Source organism: Peribacillus psychrosaccharolyticus ATCC 23296 (assembly GCF_000305495.1).
Taxonomy (GTDB): Bacteria; Bacillota; Bacilli; order Bacillales; family DSM-1321; genus Peribacillus; species Peribacillus psychrosaccharolyticus.
In genome coordinates this window covers 1-12997 of the sequence record NZ_AJTN02000036.1, presented here as the reverse complement: position 1 = coordinate 12997, position 12997 = coordinate 1, and the positions used below count along the sequence as shown (strand labels likewise).

Below are 12997 nucleotides of genomic sequence, written 5' to 3'. Positions count from 1 at the left end.
TGGAAGTTTGATCGTCGAATGTAGTGTCGCTGAGGATGGCTGAACTTGCCATGAGATAAATTTGGAATAACCCAATCCATTTTTAAAATGGAGTGGGTTATTCAATTCTCAAAAGATTTGACCCCCTTTTTTTAGTATAGTAACATCAGTAGATAGACAGGTGTCATAACTTAGGGTTATAAATGTGACTTAAAAAGGGGAAATAGAACATGAAATACGGGTATGCAAGGGTAAGTACAGTCAGCCAGGATTTAGCAGCACAACTTCAAGCATTAGAAAAAGAAGGATGCGAAAAAATTTACTCCGAGAAGTTCACCGGTACTAAATCTGATCGGCCACAATTTCAAGAATTACTTTCTTTGCTGCAAGTGGGGGACACCCTGGTCGTTACCAAGCTGGATCGATTTGCACGGTCAACGGTGGATGCGCTTAAGACCATAAAGTCATTGTTTGAAAAAGGAGTTAAGGTACATATATTGAATATGGGTCTCGTAGAGAATACACCCACAGGAAAACTGATATTTAGTGTGATGAGTGCTTTCGCAGAGTTTGAACGGGATATGATCGTGGAGCGTACTCAAGAAGGGAAAGCTATTGCGAAACTGCGTGAGGATTTTAGAGAAGGCAGGCCTAAAAAATTTAGTAAGAAACAGATAGAACATGCTCTACAATTATTAGAGTCTAATTCCTATAAACAAGTAGAAAACATGACAGGCATTTCTAAGAGTACGCTTATAAGGGCTAAAAGAAAATAATTACCTATTGCTCTACTTTTGGCCGAAGAAGGTACGTAACCGAAGAATGATGGTTAGCAATCAGTAAAGCACTATATAATAGAAGAAACACGGAAAAATAGTAACTACTTGAAAGCATATAATCTTTTATTTAAAGAAAGTAATGTAGTACTCGTTACGATTAAAGGGTGGCATTGTCCGATTACGTTAGGGATACAGGTAATTGGAACTCTACTTTGCAAGAGGGAGACATTGTTTCAGACTATAACAGGTTATACTAGAGAATTGTAATAAAGCGTTAATTTAAGGATTAATCAAGGTGAACCGTATCATAAGTAAAATGATAAAAATCTAGAAAGTTTGGTCATAAAGGGCTGTCCAAAAAGTTATTCTATGACTAGTATACAGCCCCTTTTGCCTATGCATTTATAAACTAAAGTCTTGAAAAGTATTCCCTTTAAAAATTTGAGGAAACTATTTTTCCTTTAAGAGATGGGGGGATGATGGTAATTAAGTCGGCTCCTTTCGACAAAGTGTCCGGATTTTTTAGAGGCGTAGCTACATCAATTGAATTATTAATATGATCAGTCAGTTTTTTTATTCTTCTTTTGTTTTTTACCTTTTGAATATTTTTTCTTATCCTCTTTATCTTTTTTACCTTTTAGTTCACTCCTCTTAGATTCTTTATCCTTATCCTTCTTTTTGTCTTTATCTTTTTTGTCTTTATCTTTGTACTGCTTTTTCTCCCTCTTTTTCTCTTTTTCATCAATCGATTCATCTGTGAAAAGAGTGCTTGTTTGATTACTAACGAGTACTTCTCCATATTCGCTATTTGGAGGAATAATATTTTGGAAACTTTTTACTTCTGGGGCTACATATCCATCTGGCAGCGGTGTAGGAAGAGGCATTTGCAGTGTAAGCCCCCAAACTTCCATAATTTCATGTGCTACTCGAGACCAGTTATAATTGCTTACAGCGAGTTCTCTTCCTCGTTTCCCCATACTTTGCATTAATGATTTATTTGATAATAATTCAGAAATCTTTTCTGCAAAATTTGCTGGGTCTTCTGGATTTTCGACTACAAAGCCATTTTCCCCTATACTAATTACCTCTGGGTTTCCTCCTCTTGCCGTTGTCACAATAGGAAGGCCGGCAGCCATTGCTTCGTAATGAACTCGTGCTAGTGGTTCTTGCCAAAGGGAAGTACAAACAAATAAATCGGCAGCCGCAAACCAATTTTGAATATCAGCTGGTGATACAAAGCCTGTTGTCACAACAGGAACGACTTGTTGTTTGGCTAAAGATCGAACATAGGCTACATAATCGGTTACTTTGTTCTGACTAAACCAATTACTTCCTACTACAACTAAGGCTAAGTTTTTGAATTTTTTTGAAAGCAGCTGTAATGACCGAATTAAACGATCTACTCCTTTGTTTTCGGAAAGTCTTCCTGCAAATAGGATAACATTCTTATCTTCTAAGCCATGTTCTTTGCGAAGTCGATTTCGAATAGATTCCATTTTGGAATGATTACCAGGTAAAAATCTTTCAGAATCAACGCCTGAATAAATAGTTCGGAGCTTTGACGATGCCTGAGGATAGAGGTTTCGGATGACATTCCCCACATAGTTACTGACTGTAACGATCATAGAGACTTCATTTATTGCAGAATTTGCTTCATTTGGTTCGATTTTATCGAGATTGAACATATCATTGTGCATGCTAAGGATAATTTTGGATTGAGGTGCAATACTTCGAATCGCCATTACAAGACGAGGACGATTAAAGATATGAATAATGTCAAAAGAATTGGAGGCTAAAAATTGAACGATTCCTTGTTGATAGAGTGCTAATAATTTTCCTGGTACCCGAACATATTTAATTCCATCTTTGATTTCTTCATTAGGAAGCGATGGGTCCGTTATTCCTAAAACAGTAATATTATACAACTTTGCTAGGTATGGTAGGCTTCCAGAAATATACGTTTGAATTGCCCCTCCCAGGACAGGCGGTACAGGAAGTTTTTCAGTAGCTATCATTAAAATATTCATGATTACTTATTTCTCCAATCGTTTTGAATTTCTTTTAATGCCGGCCACTTGGATTGGTCAGTATCGACAATTGTTCTAATTAGTTGAGAGGTTGATTCATTTAAAAATATTTCTGGTTCATATAGTACTTCTTTAACATTTTTATAAAATTCATTAGGAAGTGACATATCAATCATTAAGATGTCATATAGTTCTGGACTGATTGGATTTGCTTCGTGATAAGCTTGAATCATTTCACGCATCCATGTTACATCCCATCTATATAAATCTGCCATGGTACCTGTAATCAATTTCCTTAAGTCACGTATTGGAAGATCATATGCCACTCCGTCTAGGTCAATAATCCACATATCATTCGGTCCCATTTGCCCATTTGACCAGCCGTAATCCTGATGTACTAACCCCCAATTTTCATTTCCAAGTTTTACTAGTTCGGGATATTGTGACTGATTAAGTGCTTCGACACTTCTCTTTGCTTGTTCTTGAAATAGATCGACAACATTTAATAGGTCCTGACTTGCAGGCATTGAACTATAAGCATGTGCTACGGTTCGGAACCAATCCATTTTCGTTACGATTTTTTGATAGCTTTTTGGCCATTTATACAATCTCGATGCAACTTCAGCTCCAGCAGGAGGTACATATTCCTGACTTAATCGATGAAATTCACCAAGTGCATAGCAAAGTTGTTTTGCGCCTTCTAAATCCTTAGTTACAGGAGTTAGTGGTTCAATCCATTCCGCAACAAACCACAACTTTCCTCCGGCCTGTACATAATCCTCTCCTGATTTGGTTGTGATAATCCCTGGTACCCTTGCTTTTTTTACCTCTACCAAATATCTCTGGGCACCAAGACTAAACATACTTCTTGTAGGTCTTCGATGGAGAAGCTTAAAACTTTTTGGTCCTGAACTAGTCTCCAACTTCCAAATAGACCCACCCTTGTCAGGCTTTGTTGTAACTACTTGCATGCTATTAACTTTTAAATTGTATTGTTTAAGAACTTCCAATCCTATATCATTGATATAATCTGGAACATAAAATTCTCCATGAGTTAGTTCGTCCACTTCCCACGGTAAAATAACTTGATTCTCCAATGTAACATTTCTCCCTTCCCGAGCAACTTATACCTTTACAGATTATTAATGAAGGGCTATTTGAAAAATATCAAACTCATTTAACAAAGCTCTAGATACTTTTTATTAATATGCTTAATGTACAAGAATGTACAGGCCATAAGCGGATTCGAGTTGAAAAATTAAAAGAAAAAATGCTTTGATAGAACGGAAATACGCCATTTTAACAAAGAGCCTGTTCCGATATAAGGGCTATATAGTTGTAGATTTATTTGATTTGCTTCGGGGTTCGTTCATAAGTAAGTGAGATATTGTAATTTTGGAGATTTTACTAAAAGGAAAATATGAGGTGTTCCAGACATAATGGTGTCGGATTATATGTGATAAATTAAATACAAAAAACAAATTTGATAAATGAGAGATAATCATGTCAGTAGTGAACCTGTTAACTTCTCAACTAGCTAACTCATTTAGAGACATTACGGTGAACCGTATCATAAGTAAATGAGGATTTTGCGAAAAAAGAAACAGCACCCTCTAATTTGATAGAGAGATGCTGTTTTGTTCAATTAGGATTTTCTTATCCAAATGAAGAAAAAGAAGGGCTGAATTTCTCTACTCGCTTATGCTTACTTTAATATTCTCCTTTAATGACAAAAAACGAGCCCCGAATTGTTCCAGCTAGTTTAGACTTCTGCCTAGCAAACTTAAACTTACCTTCTAACTCCTTTGGTACCTCCATCCACTCAGAAAGCTTAAAACCAACGGCCCGCTTCTTAGGGTCATCAACCGTATACATGACGTTGACCCCAAGACCATCCTCATAAAAGACGTAGGCAAATTTGATATTTTCCACTTGAAAACGCGACGTTTCTAAAGGTTTGGCCGCAAACTCAAGATTACGTTCTTCTTTCAAAATTCGATTCACATAATCAAGGGTCTCCTGGCTTTCGCTAGCTGGTACCGCCGTAAATTCATGCTTGTATTTGTTCATAAAGTAACGAGCTTCATTAGCACGTAAACCAGCAAGTGCTTCTGCTACGGGTGAGGAACCTAAACCAACCGTAGACACATTTTTAAAATCAACGGTATAGGACAATTTCATCCCTCCTTTTCTTTCTTTATTTGCTAACAACAGGAATCCACATTTCACCAAATACTAAGCCGTTTCGTTGCCCCATCTCAACCGATGCATTTGGCCCGCCAACATAGGCAAAATTCTTTGCTTCTGGCAAGACTTGCCCAAAGGCAATGCCAGTAAGCATATTACTCAACTGTTCAGACGTCTCTGCTTCCCCTTTTACAACCAGGTATTCTCCTTTAGGAAATTGAATCACTCTAGATGCTTCTGGTAATGATGCCTCTGTCATGACGCCAGCATAATGCATCATCTTGTTATTCACCGCTTCATTCACGACAAAAATGTAATCATTTGTGGCTACGGCTTTTAACATGTCGAGCCTTCCATCTTGTTTGACGGCCGACCAAAAGTCTGACTTTTCCTTGTTTATGCCAGCATAGTCTGTGTAGTCGCTCTTAAGCTCAGTTCCGATACCTAAAACGGTAAAGCTTTCTTTTTCTTCTAGAGTATAATTTGTCATATTCAAACCTTCCTTTTTTAAAATTTATCAAATGAGTTGTCTTTTCACTTGGTAAGTTTATAATAATCTTTAATCATGTCAAAAAATGATACTGTTTAGGAGGTCCAGATGAAAAAAGTTGAACGGATTAATATCATCATGAGGTATATCAACAACCGATCCCACTTTACAATTTCTGAGATCATGCAAGAATTTAACATCTCTCGTTCGACAGCTATTAGAGATATCAGAGAAATTGAAGCCATGGGGATGCCGCTTGTCGCTGAAGTTGGAAGGGATGGGGGTTATTTTGTCATGAACAATTCTGTCCTGTCCACTGTCCGCTTTACCGATAATGAGATTAAAGCTCTCTTTATTGCCTTTATGGCCACAAGAAATCAACAACTCCCATATCTAAAGAGCCGTCAGTCTTTAGCTGAAAAATTGCTGGGCCTCATTTCAGAAAACCAGCAAGATGACCTTGTTCTTTTAAATCAAATCTTGCTTTTTGAAGGGACCAACCCCAATAATCCCGACCTGCTTGAACTGTCAGACCAACCCCATCCTATGTTAGAAAAACTCATCCAAATCCTTCTTTCGGATCGCTATGTATTGATTACCATCCAAGAAGAGAAGATAATCAATTCTTATCCAATTGTTCTCTTGCACCTTTATCGTGAAAAAGGCAGTTGGCTGATTGTTGGCTTTGATTTAAAGGATGAAAAGAGGATGATTTTCCCTGTCGACAATCTCACAAATGTCAAACCTTACCCTATGGAAAAAAGATTAAGTAAGAAAAAAATTTTAGAAAAACTAAGAAAGCAGGAAGAAGTAATAAACCTTGTGCTTGAATTTGGTCCAAAGGCTATTTCCCAGTTTAAAAAATACCATCCTTTAAAAGTTTCAATTTCCTATACGAATCCTTACCAAACCACAGCCATTCTAAAGACTTTTATCAATGTCAATAATTCAGAAGAATTGACCGAAATAACAAATTGGCTACTTTTCCTAGGTGGGGATATCAAGGTCAGGGAAGTGCCAGAAGAAGTCTTAGAAGGTTTACAAGAGAGATTATTCCTATACTGCCCATAAACAGTGCCAATTAAATCCTCTAAATTTTGAGTTTGACCAGTTGCCAGTTCCCCCTCTATTTGCACACCCACAAGAGATAGAGGTTTCTGAATCTTGATAATACTATAAGAGGGTAATAGTATTTTATCAGTACAATTCTTTATTTAATTTCTATTTAGTCCATTTTGTAAACAAAGGTTAAATCTCATTTAGATACGTTACGGTGAACCGTACCACAAGTGATAGTAAACAGAAAAATAGAGTTAAAAGTTAAAAAAATAAAGTACAATGTCTATGGTGAGTATGGGAAAACTCCCTAACAATAGGCCAATAGAAAGAGCAGAAATTGAACTAATGTCCTCTTTCTTCGCTGAAATACTTAAAAAAGATAAAGAAGAAAATGCTTTGAGTAGTGAAGCGTTAGAGTTACTATCCACTATGTTATGTGAAAGAGCGTCAGCTGTTATAAAAAAACCGGGGGATGGGTTAATACTTCTTGAAATTGGAAGTCAATATATAACTAAGAAATTTATAGGGAAAGCACAATATCCGAATTTTATACTTGAACTACTTTCTGAAGGATTAGTTTATTCAAAGGCAGACCTAATTGAAATCATAGATGAAGGAGAAAAACTAATTAGTGAATTAGTGCAAATTACAGAAACATATCGCAAAAGAAAATAAAATGTTTAGAATGTGGGTCTACCTTCTGGGAACGCCTAATATCCGTTGATGAAAAGCGTATTATGACCAAAAGGCTTTTAAAGTCCATTCAAGAGCAATCCATGTCTAAGACCTTTGTAGAAGTCGCAGAAAGCGTTGGTGTTGACGAGAAAACCATTAGGAACGTCTTTAAGGATTATGTGGCACTCAAAGAACGTGAATACCAGTTTGAGACTCCTAAATGGCTTGGGATAGACGAGATACATATTATTCGTAAACCTCGGCTTGTGTTGACTAATGTTGAACACAGGACTATCTATGACATAAAGCCTAACCGTAACAAGGAAACAGTCATCCAACGTCTTTCAGAAATCAGTGACAAGACTTATAATGAGTACGTCACAATGGATATGTGGAAGCCCTACAAAGACGCAGTGAACACTGTCCTTCCACACGCTAAAGTTGTGGTAGATAAGTTCCATGTAGTTAGAATGGCTAATCAAGCCTTAGATAACGTCAGAAAGTCTTTGAAAGCCCAAATGAGCCAAAAAGAAAGACGTACCCTTATGCGTGAAAGGTTTATCCTTCTAAAGCGTAAACACGATCTAAATGAACGTGAATTATTCCTCTTAGAGGACTTGGTTAGGTAATCTTCCTGCTTTGAAAGAAGACTATGAACTCAAAGAAGAGTTTTACTGGATTTGGGATACTCCTGATCCAGATGAAGGTCTACTTCGTTATAATTAATGGAGACACCGTTGTATGTGCAATAACTATAAAGACGCTTATAAAGACCTTGTGAGAGCCGTAGACAACTGGCAAGAAGAAATATTTAACTACTTTGATAAAAGGCTCACTAACGCTTATACGGAGTCAATTAATAACATTATTAGACAGGTAGAGTGGAAGAAGATCTGATTATCTTGAAAAAATACATCCCAGACATGACATGCCAAATTACTGGCGAAACGTCTGATAATAACCTTAAATTAGATAACGGTTCATTCATCGTAAGCCGTGAAGCTGCGGAACGGCTAATAAAAGAAATACAAACAAGCTTGGAAATCTAAATAAATCCCATTGGTGGTTATCTGCATTCTTTAGAGATGACTTGTTACGATTAATAGAGAGAATTAAATATGTTAGATTCTTAAAGTAATGTGATTGTTAATATTACTTTTTTTGTGCGTACATACCTAAATGTATGATAAACTCCATTTTTTCAATCATGGGATCAGGGATGACATAAAGATATGCTGCTGGATAGTCAATAAGAGACAATCCACATTTTCTGTTGAAAAGGCTGTGTGTACTTTCAATGAGCTTGGCACACATAGGCCAGTGATTCCTAAATATTATAGGAGTTTAAAGCTTGTTTCTATGAATGGGCTTAGTTTGGGTATACAAGTTAAATGCTATTCTAACACGGTATCTAATAAGGCAGTGGTTGCTGCAGGGGAAGCCCATTATAAATTAGTTAAGGCTATTGTCCTTACTAACAATTATTTTACGGATAGTGCTAGGGAATTATCAACCTCCAATGGTGTTGTATTATGGGGTCGGAATATATTGAAAGATAAAATTAGGGATTTCTTTAATGAGTGATATAGAAACAATTGTTCTTATTTTAGTGGCATCTACATACTTGATATGATATGTTTATATTTCTACATATACTGTTAGAGAAGAGGCGTTTTAATTATGAATAAGACAGACTTAGTAAATAGCGTGGCTACACAAGCCGAATTATCAAAAGCAGACTCTAAAAAAGCGGTCGATGCTTTACTTGAAACAATCGCTACTACGCTAGCTAATAATGAAAAAATTCAATTAGTAGGCTTTGGTACATTTGAGGTGCGTGAAAGAGCAGCTAGAAAAGGTAGAAACCCGCAAACTGGAGAAGAAATTCAGATTGCCGCTTCTAAACTACCAGCCTTTAAGCCAGGGAAAGAATTGAAAGAAGCTGTAAAATAAAAGAAACGTCCAATTAAGGTATTAAAAACTAATTGGACGTTCTTTTTTGTATAAGGGGTAGCGTTCTGATTCAATGTATTTTTCAGTAAGGGGTAGCATCCGGAAAATGCGGATTTACAACGATAAGGGAGAAATTCCAAATTAAAAAGCCCAACTTCTCTACAAATCAAAATAGAGAAATTGAGCTTTTCAGTTACTTCATTTATTTATTGAATTCATTAACTGGAAGAAGTATTCAGGTTTATGAGTCTTATTTAGGTTATACCATGAATGTAATGCATCTGGTTTAAATACATCTATTTTTTTCAGTACCTCCATTGCAAATTCCAGAGGAGCTATTCCTGATGCAGTAACTAAATTCGCATCAGATACCGCAGATCCCAATTCATAGAACTTTTCTCCTTTATAGTTAGGACATACCATTTTAGTATATTCTAAGTTATTACTTGTATGCTTTCTAGTATCTAAGTATCCCATATTCGCGAGGCCCTCAGTTGCACCACAAATTGCAGCAACAATAGTGCCAAGCTTTAAAGCTTGGCCAATTCTTTCCAAGATAGGTTGATGAATTTCTTCACTCCAAGTAGTCCCTCCTGGTAAAATTAAAAGATCTTTACTCTCAAGAGTACATTCATCAAGGGAAATATCTGGTTTTATGTTCAGTCCTCCCATAGTAGTAATCATTTCTTTATTAGCTCCTACTGTAACTACTTTTAAAGGTGCTAAATCTTTTTTGAAATATCTTCCTGAGTTTAGTTCAGCAATTAAATATCCATATTCCCAGTCCGACATTGTATTAAATACATATAGAAAAACTTTTTTTGTTTGCATCCAAAACACTCCAATCACAATTGATATAGCAATTATAATATAACTTCCCTGACAGTTAACGTCAGGGAAGTTATCATACTTGATGAAATTTTATTAACTCCGACAGAACTTCAATAAGTCTTTTCTTAAGACTTATTGGCTCAATAACTTTAATAGATTTATTGTACGGTAAAAGTAAATAAGGTACATATGTATGTATCATATCTTTTTCAAGAAGAAAAACTGCTTGATTTGAAGTCCGTTCTTGTAAATAATGTCCTAAAAACCAATGTTGGCAAATATCAGTCAATACACTTTTATCCCCATTAATAACCAAAGAAATAATCCCTTCCTTATCTTCTATAGTTGGAAGAAGACTATTTATAAAAAAGTCACGTGCTGAAAAATTTTCTGGCCGGTTAAACTTATTTTCGGTTAGCATTAGACTTTCAATTCGATCTACTCTAAAACTACGGATATCATTCCTAAGATGACAAAATCCAATCACATACCACTTATTATTCCAATAGATAATTCTGTACGGATCGACCAATCGATAATTTAATTGCTTTTCACCACTTTTATGGTAAAGAATTTTTACTGAGTACCCATCAGCTACGGCCTGCTCCAACTCCTTCAAAATAGGTTCCATAGAGAGTGAACTTAATCGACTTATTACTTCAAGACTAGTTAAATGTTGGTTTATCTTTGTTTCCTGCTCTTGATTTGAATATTTACTTAGTTTTGAAATGGCCCTATTTAGTGCTTCACCTCCATAATATCCGGCTTCTTCTGCAAAAACAGCAGCGTGAAATAGTGAAGTTTGCTCCTCAAAATCAAAAAAGAGAGGAGCCTCAATAAAATTGTTCAATAAAGTGTATCCACCGTTATGTCCTGGTTCTGAAATTATAGGTACGCCACTTGTTGAAATTGTATCAATATAACGATACACAGTCCTTATATTCATCTCTAACTTTTCTGAAATTTGTTTTGCAGTAATTTTTTCACCTGAACGAAGCATCCATAAAATTGCTAGCATATTGTCAATTTTAGGCATATAATTCCACCTCTATATGAAATTTATTTTCTATTATATATTTCCGATTTTTTGTATAACTCATCAACTGTTCCTTTCCGATAGCTTTCTATATAATGAGGCCCTAGACACATTTGTAATTTCACAAATTTGATTTACAGTCATATCTCCCTCTTTATAAAGCTTTACTGCATAATTCATTCCTGCATGATTTTTATGGTACTTCTTTAACCGACCTTTAAACTTTCCTTCTTTCTTAGCCAGTTCAATTCCTTCACGCTGCCGCATACGGATAAGAACACGTTCTAATTGGTTTACACCCGCCATAACCGTAATTAAGAATTGGCTGTAGGGATTATCTTCTGATAAATCTAGCCATGTATCTAATAAATGTTACATGAATTCAAAGTTGCACACAAGATAAGCATGAAATAGTCTTACACCGCTGATAAAAGAAGATTTTATCTTATTATTGACCATCATATCTTTCTTAGAGTTGTGCACATTGTGAGAGCAAACGTCATTAAATGAAAAGTTGCACATAAAGTAAGCGTCAAACTTACCAACTGATGATTGTTAAATATTGGATTAATAGTACAATAGTAGTAGCTTATAAAAAGAGGGATATGAAGTAATGGCATCATTATTATTAGTATTATTATGGGTATGTATGATGGTATTCATAGTTATGTTTGTAATTGCAGTAGTTAAAAAAACAGGTAAAGCAAAGCGTTATGTGTTGTATAGCATAGGGAGTTTAGTATTAATGTTTATAGTTGTAGGTACTATTGGAACAACTGAAAAAAGCACTACTACTAGCACTACCCCTGTTGAACCAGTTGCGAAGTCTGAAGTAAAAGAGACGGAAAAAAAAAGGAAAAACCAAAGAAGGTAAGTGTTAATAGTAAAATTAAAAAAGCTGCTAAGCCTCGTCTGGGAGAAAAGTATAGAGTAGAAATTAACGAAGATATGGGGAAGAACGATGGGGGAAAAATCGTACTTGTTCGTGTTCAACAAGACAATATCACTAAATCAGCAGCAGACTTTGAAACTACAAATTCATTGAAAAAGGTATTTAAAATCAAAGAAGTAAATGAAATTACTTATTTCTGGGAAGCTACACTCGTTCATGTAAAAGGTAAGAAAACTGTTGAAACGGTTGATAAGATTCAAATGTCAAAAGAAACTGCTGAGTCAATTGAATGGGACAATTTTTCTTCTAAAAATCTAGACGTAGTTGCTGATCAATACATTTTGTCACCTGTGCTAGAGTAGCCATATGAGTGTATATAAGCTAGTTAGGAGCGGATTGTATGTATAAAAAATTAATAGTAATCTTACCTTTAGCTATATCATTGGCTGTATTACAAGGCTGTGGCGATAATTCAAGAGAAGATGGCAATAAAGAAGAAAAAACAGCGGTAGAAAAAGTATCGGAACCTAAAGTAGAAATTGATGAAGAAGAAGTTGAAGAACCTGTTAAATTTGAATTAGAAGAAGTATCTATTGCTGTGAAAACTAACGATAATGTAACTGCTGATGACTTTAATGCAATGTTTACACAAGAATCAGAAGAAAAGTTTCCTAATGGTAAGTATGAATTAAAGGATGGAACTATTATCAATGCTGATACCTTTAGTTATGTTAGTAGTGATTTCTTTGATTATGCAAACGTAGTATTCTTTGATGGAAAAATAGCTCATATGCAAATTGAGAGTAAATCTTCTATAGAAGAGATTGAACAGGGAATTGGAGTTTCATTTGAGGGTGCAAGAATAGAAGAGTTTAAATTTGGGACTGGTTATGAAATCATATTCAATGAGAAATTCGCAGATGAAAACATAGCTGTATATCCTAATGAGTGGTGATAAATGAGACATAGCATTGTACGTCATTACAACTGACATAATGAATAGGCTAGCAAACTAAACCGAGGACTTTCAGTCATTGGGTTTTTTGTATGTTTCCTTCAATTTGTTGACTATTTCTTCAGAAGTGATAT

At 35.5% G+C, this 12997-nt stretch carries 15 protein-coding genes and 2 pseudogenes; 10 read left to right on the top strand and 7 right to left on the bottom strand.

Going from position 1 to position 12997, the window contains the following annotated elements; translation table 11 throughout:
• Positions 1–209: 209 nt before the first annotated feature.
• Complete coding sequence (locus WYK_RS04265) at positions 210–755, top strand: recombinase family protein (protein WP_040373357.1); 546 nt, start codon at positions 210–212, stop codon at positions 753–755.
• Positions 756–1318: 563 nt separating this feature from the next.
• Here WYK_RS04265 and WYK_RS04260 read toward each other — a convergent pair.
• The 4 genes from WYK_RS04260 to WYK_RS04245 form a co-directional block, all read right to left on the bottom strand.
• Positions 1319–2785, bottom strand: coding sequence for a glycosyltransferase family 4 protein (locus WYK_RS04260; RefSeq protein ID WP_081704754.1), 1467 nt, complete (start codon positions 2783–2785; stop codon positions 1319–1321).
• 2 nt (positions 2786–2787) lie between these two features.
• Complete coding sequence (locus WYK_RS04255; protein WP_040373356.1) at positions 2788–3882, bottom strand: CotS family spore coat protein; 1095 nt, start codon at positions 3880–3882, stop codon at positions 2788–2790.
• Positions 3883–4495: 613 nt separating this feature from the next.
• Positions 4496–4960, bottom strand: coding sequence for a hypothetical protein (locus WYK_RS04250; protein ID WP_040373360.1), 465 nt, complete (start codon positions 4958–4960; stop codon positions 4496–4498).
• Positions 4961–4982: 22 nt separating this feature from the next.
• Complete coding sequence (locus WYK_RS04245; RefSeq protein WP_040373355.1) at positions 4983–5462, bottom strand: GyrI-like domain-containing protein; 480 nt, start codon at positions 5460–5462, stop codon at positions 4983–4985.
• Between the two features lie 108 nt (positions 5463–5570).
• Here WYK_RS04245 and WYK_RS04240 point away from each other — a divergent pair, with 108 nt between their 5' ends.
• From WYK_RS04240 to WYK_RS04215, 6 genes and pseudogenes are all read left to right on the top strand, one after another.
• Complete coding sequence (locus tag WYK_RS04240; RefSeq protein WP_040373354.1) at positions 5571–6533, top strand: helix-turn-helix transcriptional regulator; 963 nt, start codon at positions 5571–5573, stop codon at positions 6531–6533.
• Positions 6534–6800: 267 nt separating this feature from the next.
• Positions 6801–7196 (top strand): hypothetical protein, encoded by a 396-nt coding sequence (locus WYK_RS04235; protein WP_161629100.1) that lies wholly within the window; start codon positions 6801–6803, stop codon positions 7194–7196.
• Positions 7196–8078, top strand: a pseudogene (locus WYK_RS04230) (ISL3 family transposase); the annotation flags it as partial. The gene WYK_RS04235 and the pseudogene WYK_RS04230, both read left to right, overlap by 1 nt.
• A gap of 20 nt (positions 8079–8098) precedes the next feature.
• Entirely contained in the window at positions 8099–8245 is a 147-nt protein-coding gene (locus tag WYK_RS24800) for a hypothetical protein (RefSeq protein WP_235782436.1), read from the top strand.
• A 130-nt stretch (positions 8246–8375) separates the two neighbouring features.
• The gene (locus WYK_RS26255) at positions 8376–8780 is read left to right on the top strand and encodes a restriction endonuclease (RefSeq protein ID WP_081704752.1); all 405 of its coding nucleotides are present in this window, start codon (positions 8376–8378) and stop codon (positions 8778–8780) included.
• 96 nt (positions 8781–8876) lie between these two features.
• On the top strand, positions 8877–9149 hold the full coding sequence (locus WYK_RS04215) for an HU family DNA-binding protein (RefSeq protein ID WP_040373351.1): 273 nt from the start codon (positions 8877–8879) through the stop codon (positions 9147–9149).
• Between the two features lie 198 nt (positions 9150–9347).
• Here the strand turns inward: WYK_RS04215 and WYK_RS04210 are convergent, their stop codons facing one another.
• From WYK_RS04210 to WYK_RS04200, 3 genes and pseudogenes are all read right to left on the bottom strand, one after another.
• Complete coding sequence (locus WYK_RS04210; RefSeq protein ID WP_040373350.1) at positions 9348–9980, bottom strand: type 1 glutamine amidotransferase family protein; 633 nt, start codon at positions 9978–9980, stop codon at positions 9348–9350.
• A gap of 73 nt (positions 9981–10053) precedes the next feature.
• Entirely contained in the window at positions 10054–11016 is a 963-nt protein-coding gene (locus WYK_RS04205) for a helix-turn-helix transcriptional regulator (protein WP_040373349.1), read from the bottom strand.
• Between the two features lie 63 nt (positions 11017–11079).
• A pseudogene (locus tag WYK_RS04200) lies at positions 11080–11385 on the bottom strand (helix-turn-helix domain-containing protein); the annotation flags it as partial.
• 244 nt (positions 11386–11629) lie between these two features.
• On the opposite strand from WYK_RS04200, the gene WYK_RS04195 reads away from it, so the two are divergent.
• From WYK_RS04195 to WYK_RS04185, 3 genes are all read left to right on the top strand, one after another.
• On the top strand, positions 11630–11890 hold the full coding sequence (locus tag WYK_RS04195) for a hypothetical protein (protein WP_040373348.1): 261 nt from the start codon (positions 11630–11632) through the stop codon (positions 11888–11890).
• Between the two features lie 74 nt (positions 11891–11964).
• Positions 11965–12270 carry a hypothetical protein gene (locus tag WYK_RS04190; protein ID WP_040373347.1) on the top strand — a complete coding sequence of 102 codons (306 nt, stop codon included), beginning with the start codon at positions 11965–11967 and terminating at the stop codon, positions 12268–12270.
• 38 nt (positions 12271–12308) lie between these two features.
• Positions 12309–12863, top strand: a complete 555-nt coding sequence (locus WYK_RS04185) for a hypothetical protein (protein WP_040373346.1) — start codon at positions 12309–12311, stop codon at positions 12861–12863.
• Positions 12864–12997: the final 134 nt, after the last annotated feature.